The organism is Acinetobacter higginsii (genome assembly GCF_000369845.1).
GTDB lineage: Bacteria > Pseudomonadota > Gammaproteobacteria > Pseudomonadales > Moraxellaceae > Acinetobacter > Acinetobacter higginsii.
On the sequence record NZ_KB850222.1, the window covers coordinates 523,428 to 541,721 of the forward strand.

Annotated in this window: 17 protein-coding genes; 12 read left to right on the forward strand and 5 right to left on the reverse strand. The window is 40.7% G+C overall.

What is annotated here, in order from left to right:
- Positions 1-243 precede the first annotated feature (243 nt).
- The 3 genes from F885_RS03090 to F885_RS03080 all read left to right on the forward strand — a co-directional run bounded on the left by F885_RS03090 (position 244) and on the right by F885_RS03080 (position 3,189).
- Entirely contained in the window at positions 244-429 is a 186-nt protein-coding gene (locus F885_RS03090) for a hypothetical protein (protein ID WP_005322149.1), read from the forward strand.
- Between the two features lie 326 nt (positions 430-755).
- Positions 756-2,075, forward strand: coding sequence for an NCS2 family permease (locus tag F885_RS03085; RefSeq protein WP_004805960.1), 1,320 nt, complete (start codon positions 756-758; stop codon positions 2,073-2,075).
- 115 nt (positions 2,076-2,190) lie between these two features.
- A complete protein-coding gene (locus F885_RS03080) occupies positions 2,191-3,189 on the forward strand; it encodes an adenosine deaminase (protein ID WP_005322150.1) in 999 nt (332 codons plus the stop codon).
- Between the two features lie 41 nt (positions 3,190-3,230).
- Here F885_RS03080 and F885_RS03075 read toward each other — a convergent pair whose 3' ends face one another.
- Positions 3,231-3,785, reverse strand: coding sequence for a cytochrome b (locus F885_RS03075; RefSeq protein WP_005322154.1), 555 nt, complete (start codon positions 3,783-3,785; stop codon positions 3,231-3,233).
- 224 nt (positions 3,786-4,009) lie between these two features.
- On the opposite strand from F885_RS03075, the gene F885_RS03070 reads away from it, so the two are divergent.
- Together F885_RS03070 and rnhB are read left to right on the forward strand one after the other, a co-directional pair.
- Positions 4,010-4,393, forward strand: coding sequence for a hypothetical protein (locus F885_RS03070; protein WP_005322155.1), 384 nt, complete (start codon positions 4,010-4,012; stop codon positions 4,391-4,393).
- Between the two features lie 38 nt (positions 4,394-4,431).
- Entirely contained in the window at positions 4,432-4,998 is a 567-nt protein-coding gene (gene rnhB, locus F885_RS03065) for a ribonuclease HII (protein ID WP_005204735.1), read from the forward strand.
- A gap of 57 nt (positions 4,999-5,055) precedes the next feature.
- Here rnhB and csrA read toward each other — a convergent pair whose 3' ends face one another.
- From csrA to alaS, 3 genes are all read right to left on the reverse strand, one after another.
- Positions 5,056-5,319, reverse strand: coding sequence for a carbon storage regulator CsrA (csrA, locus tag F885_RS03060; protein ID WP_004805969.1), 264 nt, complete (start codon positions 5,317-5,319; stop codon positions 5,056-5,058).
- Positions 5,320-5,556: 237 nt separating this feature from the next.
- Positions 5,557-6,837 carry an aspartate kinase gene (locus F885_RS03055; RefSeq protein WP_004805971.1) on the reverse strand — a complete coding sequence of 427 codons (1,281 nt, stop codon included), beginning with the start codon at positions 6,835-6,837 and terminating at the stop codon, positions 5,557-5,559.
- A gap of 66 nt (positions 6,838-6,903) precedes the next feature.
- Positions 6,904-9,594, reverse strand: coding sequence for an alanine--tRNA ligase (gene alaS, locus F885_RS03050; protein WP_171068224.1), 2,691 nt, complete (start codon positions 9,592-9,594; stop codon positions 6,904-6,906).
- A 257-nt stretch (positions 9,595-9,851) separates the two neighbouring features.
- On the opposite strand from alaS, the gene F885_RS03045 reads away from it, so the two are divergent.
- The 6 genes from F885_RS03045 (at position 9,852) to F885_RS03020 (ending at position 15,155) form a co-directional block, all read left to right on the forward strand.
- Positions 9,852-10,877, forward strand: a complete 1,026-nt coding sequence (locus F885_RS03045; protein WP_004805974.1) for a type I glyceraldehyde-3-phosphate dehydrogenase — start codon at positions 9,852-9,854, stop codon at positions 10,875-10,877.
- Positions 10,878-10,914: 37 nt separating this feature from the next.
- Positions 10,915-11,229, forward strand: coding sequence for a hypothetical protein (locus F885_RS03040; protein WP_005322161.1), 315 nt, complete (start codon positions 10,915-10,917; stop codon positions 11,227-11,229).
- A gap of 64 nt (positions 11,230-11,293) precedes the next feature.
- Positions 11,294-11,797 (forward strand): GNAT family N-acetyltransferase, encoded by a 504-nt coding sequence (locus F885_RS03035; protein WP_004805979.1) that lies wholly within the window; start codon positions 11,294-11,296, stop codon positions 11,795-11,797.
- Between the two features lie 417 nt (positions 11,798-12,214).
- Positions 12,215-13,381: an ATP phosphoribosyltransferase regulatory subunit gene (locus F885_RS03030; protein WP_005204730.1), complete on the forward strand. Its 1,167-nt coding sequence runs from the start codon at positions 12,215-12,217 to the stop codon at positions 13,379-13,381.
- 57 nt (positions 13,382-13,438) lie between these two features.
- Positions 13,439-14,758: an adenylosuccinate synthase gene (locus F885_RS03025; RefSeq protein WP_004805984.1), complete on the forward strand. Its 1,320-nt coding sequence runs from the start codon at positions 13,439-13,441 to the stop codon at positions 14,756-14,758.
- Positions 14,759-14,834: 76 nt separating this feature from the next.
- Positions 14,835-15,155: a putative quinol monooxygenase gene (locus F885_RS03020; RefSeq protein WP_005322166.1), complete on the forward strand. Its 321-nt coding sequence runs from the start codon at positions 14,835-14,837 to the stop codon at positions 15,153-15,155.
- Positions 15,156-15,480: 325 nt separating this feature from the next.
- Here F885_RS03020 and F885_RS21140 read toward each other — a convergent pair whose 3' ends face one another.
- Positions 15,481-16,491 (reverse strand): helix-turn-helix transcriptional regulator, encoded by a 1,011-nt coding sequence (locus tag F885_RS21140; protein ID WP_026057503.1) that lies wholly within the window; start codon positions 16,489-16,491, stop codon positions 15,481-15,483.
- Positions 16,492-16,703: 212 nt separating this feature from the next.
- On the opposite strand from F885_RS21140, the gene F885_RS03010 reads away from it, so the two are divergent.
- On the forward strand, positions 16,704-18,254 hold the full coding sequence (locus F885_RS03010) for a circularly permuted type 2 ATP-grasp protein (RefSeq protein WP_005322168.1): 1,551 nt from the start codon (positions 16,704-16,706) through the stop codon (positions 18,252-18,254).
- Positions 18,255-18,294: the final 40 nt, after the last annotated feature.

Below are 18,294 nucleotides of genomic sequence, written 5' to 3' on the forward strand. Positions count from 1 at the left end.
GAACAGTTTTTTCTGTTATAAAGATATAGTTTATATCTATCTTATTGAATTATATAAAATGTCATTGCTAAAAAAACTGGAATATTCTAATATTTGATTGAGTGAAAATTAAGCAAAAAAATTATGAAAATAACTATATAATTGTGATGTGGTTATCATTTGTGATTTTAATATGCGTTTTTGTTCTCGTTTCCCTTCTTTTTTGTTAGCATTAAAGAAAACTTTATAATAGAGATAATAATAATGAAGATTAAAATTGCGATCGCCTTGAGCTTTTTGGTGTTCATTTTGGGTTATGTTGCTTATGTCGATGCCCAAACCAAGAAACGCCAAGAACTGCTGAAAATTGTTCAAGATGCTGAAAGTAGCTTGAATACAATACAACATAACCCCCATACGCATTTATCCTCATATCAGCGTACGCATTAGTTTTGGTGGGGAATATGAGAGCATTGTTAGCTCAATGATCCGAGATTGGGCATGAAATGCGCTTTTTTTGTATTGTGATACTCAAGTTTTGAGTAGAATCTGTTAAAATATTTACCATTAAATAAAAAGCTGCATTTTGAGATGCGGCTTTTTACGTTTTGATATCGGAATCGAATCTATACATATCCTCTGCGTAGCAAGTGCAAAACTGGCATATAGATTGCTTTGAGCCTTGTATACCTTTTTGTGTACATTCAAAAAAGATTGCAAACACAAACGTATAGATTTCACATTCTACGATCTTAGATTTCAACAGGTGCTATGTTATGACAACGCCTAATGCTTCGGCTGGTTTGCTAGAACGCTTATTTAAATTGAGCGAGAACAAAACCAACTTTAGAACAGAAGTTCTAGCAGGTGTAACTACATTCTTGACGATGTGTTACATCATCATTGTAAACCCACTCATTCTTTCAGAAACTGGCATGGATCACGGTGCTGTGTTTGTTGCGACCTGTTTGGCGGCGGCAATTGGGTGTTTGGTCATGGGGATTATTGCGAACTACCCAATCGCACTTGCACCTGGTATGGGTTTAAATGCTTATTTTACCTATTCCGTCTGTTTAGGCATGGGCGTGCCTTGGCAAACTGCACTTGCTGCAGTTTTTGTCTCAGGTTTGGTTTTCCTTGCAATCAGCTTCTTTAAAATCCGTGAAGCGATTGTCAATGCGATTCCGATGTCACTGAAGTTTGCAATTGGCGGTGGTATTGGTTTATTCCTTGCCCTCATTGCGCTTAAAAATGCAGGCATTATTGTTGATAATCCAGCGACTTTAGTGGGTCTGGGCGATATCAAACAACCAACAGTCTTATTGGCCTTATTTGGCTTCTTGATGATTGTGGTTTTACATCAGTTTAAAGTACGTGGTGCGATCATCCTCAGTATTTTGGTGGTGACTGCCATTGCAACCGCAATGGGCTTAAATGAGTTTAAGGGCGTTGTTGGTCAAGTTCCTTCTCTAGCACCGACATTCATGCAAATGGACTTTGAGGGTCTATTTACTGCCAGTATGGTCGGGGTGATTTTCGTTTTCTTTATTGTCGATTTATTTGACAGTACTGGAACCTTGGTGGGTGTATCGCATCGTGCAGGTTTGTTGCAAGATGGTAAATTGCCACGTTTAAAGAAGGCTTTATTTGCTGACTCAACTGCAATTGTTGCAGGCGCTGCTTTGGGGACTTCTTCAACAACACCATATATTGAATCTGCTTCGGGTGTTGCAGCAGGTGGGCGTACGGGTCTAACTGCAGTCGTTGTTGCATTCTTGTTTATTGGTTGCTTGTTCTTGGCCCCATTGGCCCAATCTGTTCCAGGCTTTGCAACTGCACCTGCATTATTGTTTATTGGTGTGTTGATGATCCAAGGGATCACGCATATCGATTGGGATGATATCACTGAAGCTGTTCCTGCCTTTTTAACCATTGTGTTTATGCCATTTACCTACTCAATTGCAGATGGTATCGCGATGGGCTTTATCAGCTATGCGTTGGTTAAGTTGCTGACAGGTAAGGCAAAAACAGTTCCTTATATGGTCTGGATTATTGCAGCACTGTGGGTATTCAAGTTTGTTGCATTTGGCGGCTAAGCAAATTCTTTTATCATTTTCTTCTTGAGTTGTATGTGTTTGCAGCTCATTGTGAAGAGAGCCTAAAAGGGCGTTATTTCGATAACACCCTTTTTTCTTTAGACGTGGAGTTATTATGAATCAAATCGAGCTGATTCGTGCTTTACCCAAAGCCGAATTGCATGTGCATATTGAAGGGACTTTTGAACCAGAACTGATGTTTGCAATTGCACAGCGTAATCAGATTCAGATTCCTTATCAATCTGTGGAAGAAGTCAAGCAAGCCTATAACTTCCATAATCTTCAATCATTCCTTGATATCTATTATGCAGGCGCGAACGTGCTGGTGCATGAACAAGATTTTTATGACCTTGCTTGGGCATATTTTGAAAAATGTGCTGAAGACCGTGTGGTACATACCGAAATGTTCTTTGACCCACAAACGCATACTGAGCGTGGGGTTGAGTTTGCAACCGTGTTGGCTGGTTTAAAACGTGCCTGTGTAGATGCACAAGCAAAACTAGGAATTAGTTCTCAGTTGATCATGTGTTTCTTGCGTCATTTAAGCGAAGAAAAAGCATTTGAAACGCTTGAACAAGCATTGCCATTCAAAGATGACATTATTGCGATCGGTTTAGACTCAAGTGAAGTTGGACATCCACCAGCGAAATTTGAGCGTGTATTTGCTAAAGCCCGTGAAGCAGGTTTTTTGATCGTGGCACATGCAGGTGAAGAAGGTCCACCAGAGTATATCTGGGAAGCTTTAGACTTGTTAAAAGTAAACCGTATTGATCATGGTGTACGCTCTGAAGAAGATGAACGCTTAATGGCACGTTTAATCGCTGAGAAAATGCCTTTAACAGTTTGTCCTTTAAGTAACTTAAAGCTTTGTGTTGTAAAAGACATGGGTGAGCACAACATCCGCCGTTTATTGCAGCAGGGTGTACATGTTACTGTGAACTCAGACGATCCTTCATATTTCGGTGGTTATATGAATGATAACTTTGTAGCGATTCAGCAAGCGTTGGATTTAAGCAATGATGAATTAAAGCAACTGGCAATTAATTCTTTTGAAGCTTCATTCATTTCTGATGAAGAAAAGCAAAAGTGGATTGCCGAAGTGAAGAAGATCTAAATAAAAAAAACCGCGTAAAGCGGTTTTTTTATGTCTTAAAATTATTTGGGTTGGCGCAACATGCTGAGCAAGACATTATCTTTATCAATCAGGTGATGTTTAATTGCAGCCAAAGCATGTCCAGCAACGAGTAGGCCAGCGAACCATGAAAGATAAATATGTAGCGGTTTAACAATTGCCAGTAATTCTGGATTGTCTTGTACCAAGCGTGGAATTTCGAATAAATATAAAACTGGTGCAGGGTGTCCAGCACTCCAACTAAATAAGCAGCCAGTAATTGGCAGCGCTAATAGCATTAGATAAAGGAATAAATGTCCAACATGCGCCAACATTTTCATTGTTGGTGACATGGTGTCTGGTAATTCTGGTGCAGGGTGGGTATAGCGCCAAAAAATACGGATAACCACTAAGAAAATAATAGTGGTGGCTATATTTTTATGTAGGGTAATCACAGTTCCCTTGAAGCTTCCATCAACCTCATAGCTGAGAAAGTTGCCACTATAGAAACCAATCAACCAGGCAGCAATGAAGATCGCAGCCATGAGCCAATGAATAACTTGTGCCGTACGCGTGTAATATTGTGCTGAGGTTGACATTGCAACATCCTGGCTTTGTTATAGGTAATTATTTTTAATAATAGATAGCGCTTTTTCATTCTCCTACAGTGTAAATGTAACAGAGCGTTTTATGAGTAGAACGGTGTAGTGCTTATAAATGCCGTATGATTGTTATATTATGTAAATATGGCGCTGAGTCATATCATAACGCGTGTCATTTAGGCACAATACGCCTGCCAAAAATTAGATACAGGTTAGAAATCATGAAAAAGTTGGTACTTATTGTTGCCCCTGTCGTTTTAGCTTTAACAGGCTGTGTTACTCCAGATGGAAATAACTCAGTGGGTACAACTTCACAACAGTTAGGCATGGCTGCATTGAAAGTTGCTGTAAATGCGAAATGTATTAATGAAATTAATACGCTACCAGCGTGGAAAACAGCGACACGTGTAATGACCGCAGAACAACGTGAAAATATTCAAACTGAAGTTTGTGGCTGTGTCAGTGAAAAAGCACCAAATAGCGTAACAGCAGTAGAATTGGCTACCGCAGCTATTGATCCAACAGCACGCGCGACGATTGTGACTCAAGTGGTTTCTCAAACTGTAAATGCATGTGTGGCTGAAACTTTCAAGAAAGCGGGTTAATAAGATAAGGCTGAGTCATCGGCCTTTAGAGATTTTATATGAGAGTTGCTGGTGTAGATGAGGCTGGGCGAGGACCATTAGTGGGTTCTGTTGTTGCTGCCGCAGTCATTTTAGATCCGAATAATCCGATTGAGGGTTTAAATGATTCTAAAAAGTTAACCGAAAAAAAACGGGAAAAGCTGTTCTTGGAGATTCAAGAAAAAGCTTTAGCTTGGTCAATTGCTGAAGCAAGCCATGCTGAAATTGATGAATTGAATATTTTGCAAGCCACTTTTCTTGCAATGCGTCGTGCAGTAGAGGGATTAGCGGCTTCTCCTGCAAAAGTAATTGTGGATGGTAACCAGATTCCAAAAGGAATTACGATTCCGTGTGAGGCGATTGTGGGGGGGGATGCTAGCCATGCAGAAATTAGTGCGGCAAGTATTCTAGCGAAAGTGACCCGTGACCGTCAGATGCATGAGTTAGATCAGCAATATCCTGACTATGGTTTTGCTAAACACAAAGGATATCCAACTAAAGCACATTTTGAAGCGATTGCGGCTCATGGTGTCATTGATCAACACCGCCGTAGTTATGCGCCTGTCAAGAAAGTTTTAGGGCTGTAAAAACAATTAAAGCGACTAATTTTAGTCGCTTTAATCATTCGAGAAGAATGCGGCATATTAACGATTGAAGTTATTATGTTGAGAAAAATCATTATTCTCTTCTTCATAAGAATGTTGATAATCTTGATCAAGATGTTGCAGATGCTCATGCATGGCACGTTCATGTTGGATACGTTGGTAAATTTCCTCACGATGCACAGAAACTTCTTTTGGAGCATTTACACCAATACGCACCTGATTGCCTTTTACGCCAAGCACAGTAACACTGACTTGATCCCCAATCATTAATGTTTCTCCGACACGACGGGTCAGAATCAGCATGTTTATCTCCTTGCTAAACGCTTAAACTTGCGACAGGGAATTCATTGTTTGAAAGCACAGCCTAATATACAGAAAACTCTAACAGAAATATGTAAAAAACATTTTTTTTCGTAAGTTCTGTGAGAGTCTTTTTAAAAACCTCAAGGCTAATATAACAGAGCCACTATAAGAAAAACTATAGTGGCTCTGTTTTTTTTCTTATTTACTTGCGAGTAAATATGTTTAAGCAGCTATTAATTAAGCACGTGCACTGCTTTCGCCGTGTTCACGATCTAGGCCAAAAGCTGTATGTAAACAACGAACTGCCAATTCTAAATAGTTTTCTTCGATGATCACAGAAACTTTGATTTCTGATGTAGAAATCATGAGAATATTAATGCTTTCTTCAGCTAATGCAGTAAACATTTTGCTCGCTACACCTGCGTGAGAACGCATACCAACACCTACGATTGACACTTTTACGATGTCATCACGCGTCACAACTTCACAACCTTCGATGCTGTTTGCAGTTTGTTCTAAAATTGCTTTTGCTTTCGCCAAGTCGTTACGATTCACGGTAAAAGTAAAATCTGTTGTACCGTCTTCTTCAACATTCTGGATAATCATATCCACTTCGATGTTGGCATTGCTGATCGGTGATAAGATTTTAGATGCGATACCTGGTTCGTCAGGAACACCTAAAATAGTGAGTTTTGCTTCGTCACGGTTAAATGCAATACCTGCGATGATTGGTTGTTCCATATCGTCTTCCGCCTCAGTCGTAATTAGTGTACCTACGTTTTGTTTGAAATCTTCATCAAATGCGCCATCATTATCGTTATCAAAGCTTGATAATACACGTAATGGCACCTGATATTTGCCTGCGAATTCAACAGAGCGAATTTGTAAAACTTTCGAGCCTAAAGATGCCATTTCTAGCATTTCTTCAAAAGAAATACGGTCAACTTTCTTCGCTTTAGGCGCTACACGAGGGTCAGTGGTATAAACACCGTCAACATCGGTATAAATCTGGCATTCATCTGCTTTTAGTGCTGCTGCAAGTGCAACGCCTGAAGTATCTGAACCACCGCGACCTAAAGTTGTGATATTGCCATTGGCATCATAACCTTGGAAACCAGCAACGACGATGACACGACCAGCATCTAGATCAGCGGTCATTACATCAGTATCAATGGATTCAATACGTGCTTTGGTAAACGCGCTGTCAGTTTTGATACCAACTTGACGACCTGTATATGATTTAGCTTCTACACCAATTGAATTAAGTGCCATAGCTAACATGGAAATCGTTACTTGTTCACCCGTTGACACCATTTGATCTAATTCGCGTGGGTCAGGGGTGCTAGTAATGGCTTTGGCAAGCGCAAGTAAGCGGTTAGTTTCACCACTCATTGCTGATACAACCACGACCACCTTGTGACCATGATCATGCCAACGCTTGACACGATGAGCAACATTTAAAATGCGCTCAGGAGTACCCATAGAGGTACCGCCATATTTTTGAACGATTAAAGCCATAGTTGTTCCATATAAGCCATGACCCTGAGAGGCATCAGGGTCAGTTACACAAAAGTGAAGTCTTTATTATTGCGCAAGCCAAGCAGGTAATGCTGCGATGACTTGATCAAACTTCTCGTTAAGTGGCGCGCCACCTTGTGCTAAGTCAGGTTTACCACCACCTTTACCACCCAGCTCTTGAGCCAAGTGTTTGATGATGTCACCTGCTTTTAGAGTTGCAGCGTATTGTTTAGCGACGGAAGCGATTAAACTCACTTTATCACCTTCAACACCAGCTAAAATAATGACTGCATCTTCTAATTTTGATTTTACGCTGTCATGAAGATTGCGTAATGATTTGGCATCTAAACCTTTTACCGATGTGATAAGCGTTTGACGACCCGCAATTTCTTTCACTTGATCTAAAAGTTCAGCCGCTTGGAAGCTGGCTAATTTTTGATTCAATTGCTCGATTTGCTTTTGTAGGCTAGAAGCAGTTTCAACAATTGCTTCAACTTTCTCTACAGTTTGGTCTTTTTGCGCTTTCAACAAACCGTTAATGATTTGGATATCTGTTTCTGCTTTTTGAACCACTTCAAGCGCTTTAGTGCCAGTCACGGCTTCAATACGACGAACACCCGCAGCTACACCACCTTCAGAAGTGATTTTAAATAAACCAATATCACCTGTGCGCTTAACGTGAATACCACCACAAAGTTCGATAGAGAAGTTTTTCTCTTCAATAATAGAACCCATAGACAGTACGCGAACTTCCTCGCCATACTTCTCACCAAATAGCATCATTGCGCCTTTGGCTTTTGCTGATTCAATATCAAGTAATTCAGTTGTTACAGGGCTGTTCGCAATGACTTCGGCATTGACTAAACGTTCAATCTGTTGCAATTGTTCAAATGAAACAGGTTGGTCATTGGCAAAGTCAAAACGTAAAATATCGCTGGCAACCAAAGAACCTTTTTGTTGTACATGCTCACCAAGAATCTGACGTAAAGCCGCATGTAGAAGGTGAGTCGCTGAGTGATTACGCGCTGTTGCTGCACGAATGTCTGCTTTAACGGTAGCTTCAACATTTTGAGTGGCTTTGAGGCTACCCATGGTCACGATACCTTGATGGACAAAAGCACCACCAGACTTTTTAGTATCTTGAACTTCGAAAATACCTGTATCGTTTTTGAAGATACCTGTGTCACCGATTTGACCACCGCTTTCTGCATAGAAAGGGGTTTGGTTCAATACGATAAGCGCTTCGTCACCCTCGTTGATTTCATCAACCTGAACGCCATCTTTATAGATCGCAACGATTTGACCTTGGCCTTGAGTCGCTTCATAACCATCAAATTGAGTTTCGCCTTCAACTTTGACAATGCTGTTGTAGTCAACTGCAAACTTACCTGCATCACGTGCGCGTTGGCGTTGTGCAGCCATTTCCACTTCGAAGCCAGCTTCGTCAATGGTCAGGTCACGTTCACGTGCGATATCAGCTGTTAAATCTGTTGGGAAGCCGTAAGTATCGTATAGTTTAAATACGGTTTCACCTGGAATTACATTGCCTTTCAGTTGTGCTAATTCACCTTCTAACAACTTCAAGCCTTGCTCAAGTGTTTTTGCGAATTGCTCTTCTTCTTTAAGCAGTTGCGCTTCGATGCGTGCTTGCTGTGCTGCAAGTTCTGGATAGGCATCACCCATCACCTCAATCAGAGGTTGCAACATCTTATAGAAGAATGAACCCGTCGCACCTAATTTGTTACCATGACGAACTGCACGACGAATGATACGACGCAACACATAACCACGACCTTCATTTGAAGGGTTAACACCGTCAGCAATTAAGAATGAGCATGAACGTGCATGGTCAGCAATCACTTTTAATGATGCTGGATATTCAACGGGTTTATTTTGTGCTTTTGCTTCAGCCTCAATTGCAGTGGTATCTAAACCAATGATTTCAGCAGCAGCTTTTAATAAGTGTTGGAACAGGTCAATTTCATAGTTTGAATTGACATGTTGCAGTACAGCCGAAATACGCTCCAAGCCCATACCTGTATCAACAGAAGGTGCTGGAAGAGGGTGCATCACACCATCCGCGGTGCGGTTGAACTGCATGAAAACGTTGTTCCAAATTTCGATGAAACGATCACCGTCTTCTTCTGGTGTGCCTGGTAAGCCACCCCAGATATGGTCACCATGGTCATAGAAAATTTCAGAACAAGGACCACAAGGACCTGTGTCACCCATTGCCCAGAAGTTATCTGATGCGTATTGACCGCCTTTGTTATCGCCAATACGGATAATACGTTCAGCATCGATCCCGATTTCTTTGTTCCAGATATCAAATGCTTCATCATCGGTATGATAAACCGTGACATATAAACGATCTTTCGGTAAGCCTAACCACTGTTCGCTGGTCAAAAATTCCCAAGCAAATTTCAATGCATTTTGTTTGAAATAATCACCGAAAGAGAAGTTGCCTAACATTTCAAAGAAAGTGTGGTGACGCGCTGTATAACCGACGTTATCGAGGTCATTGTGTTTTCCACCGGCACGGACACATTTTTGAGATGAAACAGCACGAACATAGTCGCGCTTTTCTAAACCTAAGAAACAATCTTTAAACTGGTTCATACCAGCATTGGTAAACAGCAAAGTTGGGTCGTTGGCGGGAACGAGAGAACTCGAAGCGACACGTGTATGCCCTTGCGATTCGAAATAACGCAAAAATGCTTCACGGATTTCAGCTGATGTCATAAAGCGAGTACTCACAACCAAGACACTCCATAATTTTGAATTTGGCTATATGCAACAAGGTACGTTGTGTCTAACGTTCTACAATCGAACCCAGTGCGTGGCATAGATTTTAAAAGTGCTAAATTATAACGGAAAATACCTGCCTCACCAACGATTTTACAAGCAATATCATATAAAACTGTGTTTAAGCTAAAAATCTATATTCAACAATGCGCTTGATGTTTTACCATATAGCATAGAAAAGATGATGTTTTGATGAATAAGGACCCTACATGCAACGTATCGCTATCAATGGATTTGGTCGAATTGGTCGGAATGTATTACGTGCGTGGTTTGAGAGTCCTAAGCAATTTCAGTTTGATATTGTTGCCATTAATGACATCGCAGATGTGCAGACCTTGGTGCATTTGTTCAAATACGATACCACCCATGGTCGTTTTGCAGGTCAAGTTGAAATTCAAATTGAAAATCAACATATTTTTTTGAATATCCAGTCCAATCAACGTCAGTTAAAACTACAAGTCTTTAAGCAGGCTCAGCCAGAATTATTGCCTTGGGCCGACTTAGATATTGATGTGGTGCTTGAATGTACCGGTTTATTCCGTTCACGTGCTGATGCAACTCGTCATGTTGAGGCAGGCGCGAAGCGTGTGATTATTGGCGCTGCGCCTTTTGATTCTGTGGACGCTGCAATTGTCTATGGTGTCAATCACAATGACGTAAAGGCCACAGATCAAATCATTTCCAGTGTCTCATGTACCACACAGGCCTTAGTGCCGTTGGTCAAAATTATTGATGATGCCTTTGGTATTGATACCGCATTAATGACAGAAATTCATGCGGTCACAGCAGATCAATCGGTTTTGGATCATGCGCATCGGGATTTACGTCGTGCACGAGCGTCTGGGCAAAATATTATTCCAACCACATCAAGTGCCTTGGGTGCATTGAAACAAGTCATGCCGAAAATGGAAGATCGGATTAATGGCTATTCCATTCGTGTACCGACCATTAATGTGGCTGCCATTGACCTCACTTTTGTTTCGCATTCACCGATTACTGTGCATAAAATCAATGAAGTTTTGAGCAAAGCGGCGCAATATGATTATGCACAGATTATGCAAGTGACAGATGAAGATCTGGTTTCAAGTGATTTTAATCATTCGCCTTATTCTCTGATTGTGGATTTAACCCAAACCATGGTGGTGGGGCATCAAGCAAAAGTTTTTGCGTGGTATGATAATGAATGGGGATATGCAAATCGCTTGCTGGATTTGTGTGAAACTTTTTGTGATTAATGATTTAAATAATATAAAAATTAATTTGGAGTAGTGAATGACATTGATGTTGATTTGGGGATTTATTGCTGTTTTATTGGCGGCGGTGGCTTTTTTATTCTGGCTGCAGTTTAAAAGCGTAGAAGTACCAAACTCAGATATTCAGGTACAACAACTTGAAGAAAAAGTTGTGCATTTAGAGCTGCATCTAAAAAAGAGTTTGGAAATCATGCAAGATCTGGCCAAGAAGATGCATGTGCAACAAGAGGTTTTGGATCGAACCGTGGCAAATATTGCCGCTTTAGAAAAGCAAAATGTTGAAATGGTGAATTTGCTAGAAATCGTAGTAAAAGGCGGCAAAGGAACTGAATAAATAGAAGCTAATTTTTGAGAATCTTTTATAAAAATTCAGATTCGCGATAAGTTCGAGGTATTGAATGAGTCCAGACTTGGATGAATTGGTGGTTCGTCTCACCACCGAGGAGGATTGGAAAATCCTTAAAACCGTTCGTTTCGAGTCGCTGCTTGATAGTCCAGATGTTTTCGCTGCTAATTATGCGACTACAGAGAAATATAGTGAATCAGAATGGCGTGACCGTGCTTCACAAAAGACTAAATTTCAATATGTTTTAGCAATTAAAGGGGATCGGGCAATTGGGATTATTGGTGCAACTCAAAACGTTGTACATGAATTTAATGTGATCGCGATGTGGGTTAATCCTGTATTTCGTGGCAGTGGTATAGCTGATCTGCTGGTTTCTGCGATTAAGAATTTAGCCGTTTCTAAAGGTCACTCTAGAATTGTATTAAGCGTATCTCCAAAAAATGAGCGAGCAGTCTATTTATATTCTAGGCACGATTTTGTGTTTATACCTGAATGGGAATCTTTAGCCCTGAGTTCAGGTGAAAGAAGTCAAAAAATGGAATGTGTGATTTTTTAATATAAACTAAGAACAAGACCTTAAGGCGTTTCATTTATTTTGGGTAGTCGCTGCTTAAACGGCTCGGAATTTCGGAAACGCAGGCTGGCATGTAACTCCCAATCAATCAATGCTATAAAAAAATTAAACTTGATCAATTGGAAACAGGGTGATAGTTCAGATATTGGGCAGTTCTTAGGGACAAGGACATGGACTTCTACTATTGGTGATTAGTTTCAATCTATTGAATCTAATCGTTAATTTTTCTTACTTAATGATGTTTCTTGATCGTTAAACCCGAAAGATTTATTCAAATTCGAAGGTGCATCACATAAATCTTCGTGCTACACTACGCTGAATCGGGCATTCACCCGATTTTTTTATGTGGTTGCTTTTTGTGTGGATGCTTCCACATTGAACAGATTTTAGGTTTGGAACATGGCCATTTCAGAGACATGGTTGCTCCCTGACGGGGTAGCAGATGTATTGCCAGAACAAGCGCAAGTGGTTGAAACCTTGCGTCGAGAAGCGTTAGATTTCCTCGCAGTTCGAGGTTATCAATTGGTGTATACGCCATTTATTGAATACATCGAATCGCTCTCGCTACTTTCAGAATCTAATCAAGATTTAGATTTAGTTACCTTCAAAGTTATTGATCAACTATCTGGCCGTTTACTCGGTGTGCGTGCGGATATGACGCCGCAAGTTGCGCGTATAGATGCTCATGTTCGACCAATTGAAGGTGTAGCACGTTATTGCTATGCAGGTTCAGTCTTGCATACCAAACCACAGAATTTCAATGCAACCCGTGCACCTTTGCAGTTAGGTGCAGAGTTGTATGGTCATGACAGCATCGAAGCAGATGTTGAAATGATCAACGTTATGTTGGCGTTAATTGAGCATACTCATACTTTAGAGGGCGCTCATTTAGATTTAGGTCATGTTGGTTTATTCCGTAGTCTGGTTAAACGCGCTGGCTTAAATAAAAATACCGAAAGTGAACTTTCTGACTTATATCAGCGTAAAGCTTTCCCAGAGTTAGAAGAATTCACGCAAGATTTAGCGATGGGTGCGGACTTTTATGCTTTAGGGCGTTATGCAAGCGACCTTGATGCACTAGAAACGCATTTAAGCCAAGATATTTTAAATGATGCGGATTTCAAAAATGCATTAGCTGCATTGAAATCTACATTAGCTCAAATTCAGTCACGTTGGTCGAATCTGAACATTGGGATAGATGTGGTTGAGTTACGCAGCTATCACTATCATACAGGTTTGATGTATGCCATTTATGCACCGAATCGTGCCGCACCACTGGCTCAAGGTGGTCGTTATGATGGTATTGGTGAGCATTTTGGGCGTGCGCGTCCAGCAACTGGATTTAGTTGTGACTTATATGCTTTAGGCGCGACTCAGTTTGTAGAAATTGAAACTGTGGTTGCACCTAAAGGCCATGATCAAGATTTATTAAATGCAATTGCAGATGTACGTGGCAAAGGTTCACGTGTGGTGCAGTTGTTGGGTAATGATGATTTAAGCTCAGTGCCTTATGCGACCCATCAGTTGGTGTCTCAAAACGGGCAGTGGGTGATTGAAAAAATTTAATTGCCAAGTTTTAAGACTTGGTTTCCAATTTTAACAGCATGATGTAATGAGGCTATTATGGGCAAAAATGTTGTGGTACTTGGTACCCAATGGGGCGACGAAGGAAAAGGTAAAATCGTCGACCTGCTCACAGATCAAGCGGCTGCGGTAGTTCGCTATCAAGGCGGACACAACGCAGGCCATACGCTTGTGGTAGGTGGTAAGAAGACTGTATTACACCTCATTCCATCAGGTATTTTACGTGAAAACGTATTGTGCTTAATCGGGAATGGTGTTGTTCTTTCTCCTGAAGCCTTGATTAAAGAAATGGCGATTTTGGAACAAGAAGGCGTACCTGTTAAAGAGCGTTTACGTATTTCTCCAAACTGTCCACTTATTTTGCCAAACCACATCGCGCTTGACCAAGCACGTGAGAAAAAACGTGGTAACGCAAAAATTGGTACAACTGGTCGCGGTATTGGCCCAGCTTACGAAGACAAAGTTGCACGTCGTGCTGTACGCGTAGCAGATTTGATTCGTGGCGGTGCTTTACTTGAAGAAAAACTCAAGGAAATGCTTGAGCTTCATAACTTCCAACTTTCTCAATTCTATGGCGTTGAAGAAGTTAAGTTTGAAGACGTACTTGCACTTTGTGATGCATGGCGCGAAGTTCTTGCTCCATTAGTGATTGATGTAACGACTGTATTACATAATTACCGCAAAGAAGGTAAGGCAATCATGTTCGAAGGTGCGCAAGGTTCATTGCTTGACATCGATCATGGTACTTATCCATTTGTAACAAGCTCGAATACTACTGCTGGTGGCGTAAGCTCTGGTTCAGGTATGGGTCCATTGCATTTAGACTATGTATTGGGTATTACCAAAGCATATACAACACGTGTAGGTGCAGGTCCGTTCCCAACTGAGTTGCATTATGATGCAGCAACAGATACAGGTGATGCGATTGGTCGTCACTTGGGTACAGTTGGTCATGAGTTTGGTGCGTCTACTGGCCGTCAACGTCGTTGTGGTTGGTTCGATGCTGAGATTTTACGTCGTTCGGTTGACGTGAACTCATTATCTGGTATTTGCCTAACTAAGCTTGATGTATTAGATGGTTTAGAAGAAGTAAAAATCTGTGTCGGTTATGAAGATGTAGATTCTGGCTGTGCAGGTTCTTCTGATGCGATTTCATTTGAAAGCTTGAAACCGATCTATGAAACCATGCCGGGTTGGAGCGAGTCTACTGTTGGTTTGACTCAAATTGATCAACTTCCTGCAAATGCATTGGCCTATGTACGTCGTATTGAAACTTTAATTGGTTGCCCAATTGATATCGTTTCAACAGGTCCTGACCGTGCAGAAACAATCGTATTGCGTCATCCATTTTCAGCATAAGCTGAATTGATGACAAAAAAGCTCTCATGAATTTGAGAGCTTTTTTTATGGGAAATATTTAGGGAGAGCGAGGTAAATGACCTTAAAACTGATTGCTGAAGACTATATCCAGCCAGACAAAATTGATGAGGTGTTAGCGCTTTATCAAGAGTTGGTAGAGAAAACTAAAGCCGAGGCAGGATGCATTGCTTATGATCTTTATCATGACCATAAACAAAAAGGGCATTTTGTTTTTATCGAAGAATGGGTTGATCGTGAAGCACTAGATTTACATGTACAGTCGGAGCATTTCCGGAAATTAGTGCCTCAGATTGATCAATATCAAATACAGGCTGGGCATTTTACCCATTTGCATCGCTTCGAAGTTTTATTATCTGATAAAAAAGAAGATGAATAAGTTGATTTTGACGCAAAGATCAGCGATAGCAAAAAATTAGATTTTGATTCCAATCTTTGTTATTTCACAGTCTAAAAAATCCTCGTTATAGTGATTCTACGTTCAAACAAAGAGGGTTTAACCATGACCAAAAAGAGAATCCGCTACAATGGCTATGAATTAGCGTGCCGATGTTAATTTAAATCTAAGCGCTTAAAAAGGTACAAACCAATTTTGATCAAGGCGGGGAGAGAGGTTGGTTTGAACATTTAAACAATAAAAATAATACTGAGTGTTTGATAATAAAATTTATAAAAAATCGAAGAGAACCGAAAGGTTCTCTTTTTTATTGGGCTTGCTCTTCAATCTCTTTCACTGCGTTATAAACGGCAGCGGGTTCAATATTCAGCATTTTCTTACCAAAACTTCTGAGCCACCACACCAGTTGTGAGGTAAATGGAACAGTTGCAGAGACTTCGACAATGTTTTCTTCTAGATGTTGGATGATTTGATCCTTACTCAGCTGGCTTTCGTAGAAACTCTTGGCTGTACTCTCGGTCATGGTCAGTTTTAAATGAATTTGTTCGGTTGGCTTGCTGTAGTCAACACGGAAACCCAATGCACCTGATTCAATATAATTATCAATTTCAAAGTTCACAGGATGTAAGGCGCGACTTTCCAATACCGTTGCTGCTTTAAAGCGGTGCAAGGCGAAGGTTTGTACTTCAGTTTTATCATTTCGGGTACAGATTAAATAAATCACTGCACCTTTTTGAACCAAAGCCAGCGGATTGAGGATATAGGTCTTATCTTCGCCTTGATGGGTACGGGCGCGATAAATACATTCGATCTGTTTGTCTTGTAATAAACCTTCATAAATCGCTTGTTGTGCATGTTTGTCGACAACAGGCGGAATCAAGGGTTGTGTCGCCGGTACAATACGAACACGGTTGATCCATTGTCGAACATTATTTTGTGTCGATAGGCTACGTTTGGCCAAATCAAACCAAGGTGTCATTTCTTCTAATAAACTTGGTGGAAGCAAGTGACGTAAATGCTCTTCGACCATCATAAACGTAACCGCTTGCGAGCTGGTCATGTGGGGCAAGCTTTGAATTGGTGCATCTGAACGCCAACGCCAACCTTGTGGTACGGTTTTATTGCTCTCGATTGGGAAACGCTGAGCAATTTGATTTAAATCACGCTGAATGGTACGCAGACTGATATCAATGCCTTCGCGTTCTAATATTTCTTGTAATTCGCGTGTGCCCATCCATTTCCCAGTAGAAAGGCGGGATAAAATTTGCCATTGGCGATAAAGGCTATTGGATGTTTCTTTTTCTTGTATGGATGACATAAGCGAAATACGTAATTCAATGGTCTAAAGCAGACACAATAAAAAAACTATACTTAATTATCAAGTCCATCCTATCTAGATTACGTATTTACGACTGAAATGACCCTAGTTTTGCTTAAATATTCTAAGTCTGGTTGAAAATTGATCATTTTATATAAGTGGCATTGAAATTGCTTCCTTTAGATATAAATAAATGATGGGACGAGGTTTCTATGTCAGAACAAGAACACAACCTACATATCAGCACAGATTATTACGCACCAGAGCCCAATCCAGCGGCGTCCGTTGATACCTCTACATTTATTTCACAGCTCAATGTGACCACCAATTTATTTGAGCAACTTAAATCGCAATTTTTTAATGAAATGTTAGATGACAAAAGTTTTAACGGTGAAGCATCCAAAAAAATTGAGCAATGGTTGAGTATTCGTAGTCTTGATGATTTAAAAACACTAGAAGCACAAGCAAAACAGCATTTCTTATATCAAGGCATTACTTTTAATGTTTATGGTGATCAGGAGGGTGCTGAGCGTACCATTCCTTATGATTTGATACCGCGTGTGATTGAAAAGAAGCAATGGGAAAAGATCGCGACGGGCTGCGCACAACGAGTCAAAGCATTAAATTTATTTCTAGATGATATTTATCATGGACAGCATATTTTAAAAGAAGGTTTGATTCCTGCAGAACAGGTGATTGCGCACGAAGCGTTCCAGCCGCATATGCTAAAGCACCAGTTGAAAGGCAAGGTTTATTCACAAATTAGTGGTATCGATATCATCCGTGACGGGCAAGGTGATTTCTTTGTGTTGGAAGATAACCTACGCACACCATCAGGTGTGTCTTATATGTTGGAAAGTCGCAAAATTAGCCAGAAATTGATGCCAGATCTGTGTAGTAGTAATAATTTACAGGGGATTGAGCAATATCCAAGCCTGTTAAGAGCAATTCTCGAAGAAAATGCTTATGTCGATCAACCATTAATTGTGGTGCTAACACCTGGGCGTTTTAACAGTGCTTATTATGAACATTCATTTCTAGCGCGTGAAATGGATGTACCGTTGGTGACCAGCCGAGATCTCTATGTAGAAGATGATAAGGTTTTCGTCAAAACTATTCGTGGTCGGCAGCAGGTAGACGTCATCTATCGCCGTGTTGATGATGAATTCTTAGATCCACTCAGTTTTAGACCTGACAGCACTTTGGGTGTACCCGGACTGATGTCTGCCTATCTACAGCATAATGTTGTGATTGCCAATGCACCGGGAACAGGGGTGGCAGATGACAAGTCGATTTATCCATATGTCGATCAGATGATTCAGTTCTATTTAGGTGAAGTACCTATTTTGAATAATGTGCCAACTTATCAATGTCGAGAGGCGGAACAGCTGGATTATGTGCTCTGTAATTTAGAAAAATTAGTGGTGAAAGAAGCACAAGGTTCAGGTGGTTACGGCATGTTGATTGGTCCTCAAGCAGATCAACAACAGATTGATTGTTTCAGACAGAAACTGATTGAGACGCCACATTTATACATTGCACAACCAACTTTAGCTCTTTCAGTCGCCCCAACAATGACAGCAGAAGGCGTTGCTGAACGACATATTGATTTAAGACCTTTTGTACTCAGCTCACCTTATCGCACTGAAATTGTGCCGGGTGGCTTAACACGTGTTGCCATGCAAGCAGGCTCTCTCGTGGTGAACTCTTCTCAAGGTGGTGGAATTAAAGATACATGGGTGGTTGAAACATTACGTTCCTGAACCATATCCACAGCCCGAAGATGATAACAACGCGGGCTGT

What these genes read in the sequence shown, in the direction of transcription:
- F885_RS03030 (WP_005204730.1), top strand. Translation starts at nt 12,215, where the DNA reads ATGGCCATTTCAGAGACATGGTTGCTCCCTGACGGGGTAGCAGATGTA.
- F885_RS03070 (WP_005322155.1), top strand. Translation starts at nt 4,010, where the DNA reads ATGAAAAAGTTGGTACTTATTGTTGCCCCTGTCGTTTTAGCTTTAACA.
- F885_RS03085 (WP_004805960.1), top strand. Translation starts at nt 756, where the DNA reads ATGACAACGCCTAATGCTTCGGCTGGTTTGCTAGAACGCTTATTTAAA.
- rnhB (WP_005204735.1), top strand. Translation starts at nt 4,432, where the DNA reads ATGAGAGTTGCTGGTGTAGATGAGGCTGGGCGAGGACCATTAGTGGGT.
- F885_RS21140 (WP_026057503.1), bottom strand. Translation starts at nt 16,491, where the DNA reads ATGTCATCCATACAAGAAAAAGAAACATCCAATAGCCTTTATCGCCAA.
- F885_RS03055 (WP_004805971.1), bottom strand. Translation starts at nt 6,837, where the DNA reads ATGGCTTTAATCGTTCAAAAATATGGCGGTACCTCTATGGGTACTCCT.
- F885_RS03040 (WP_005322161.1), top strand. Translation starts at nt 10,915, where the DNA reads ATGACATTGATGTTGATTTGGGGATTTATTGCTGTTTTATTGGCGGCG.
- F885_RS03035 (WP_004805979.1), top strand. Translation starts at nt 11,294, where the DNA reads ATGAGTCCAGACTTGGATGAATTGGTGGTTCGTCTCACCACCGAGGAG.
- F885_RS03045 (WP_004805974.1), top strand. Translation starts at nt 9,852, where the DNA reads ATGCAACGTATCGCTATCAATGGATTTGGTCGAATTGGTCGGAATGTA.
- F885_RS03075 (WP_005322154.1), bottom strand. Translation starts at nt 3,785, where the DNA reads ATGTCAACCTCAGCACAATATTACACGCGTACGGCACAAGTTATTCAT.
- F885_RS03080 (WP_005322150.1), top strand. Translation starts at nt 2,191, where the DNA reads ATGAATCAAATCGAGCTGATTCGTGCTTTACCCAAAGCCGAATTGCAT.
- F885_RS03010 (WP_005322168.1), top strand. Translation starts at nt 16,704, where the DNA reads ATGTCAGAACAAGAACACAACCTACATATCAGCACAGATTATTACGCA.
- F885_RS03090 (WP_005322149.1), top strand. Translation starts at nt 244, where the DNA reads ATGAAGATTAAAATTGCGATCGCCTTGAGCTTTTTGGTGTTCATTTTG.
- csrA (WP_004805969.1), bottom strand. Translation starts at nt 5,319, where the DNA reads ATGCTGATTCTGACCCGTCGTGTCGGAGAAACATTAATGATTGGGGAT.
- F885_RS03025 (WP_004805984.1), top strand. Translation starts at nt 13,439, where the DNA reads ATGGGCAAAAATGTTGTGGTACTTGGTACCCAATGGGGCGACGAAGGA.
- F885_RS03020 (WP_005322166.1), top strand. Translation starts at nt 14,835, where the DNA reads ATGACCTTAAAACTGATTGCTGAAGACTATATCCAGCCAGACAAAATT.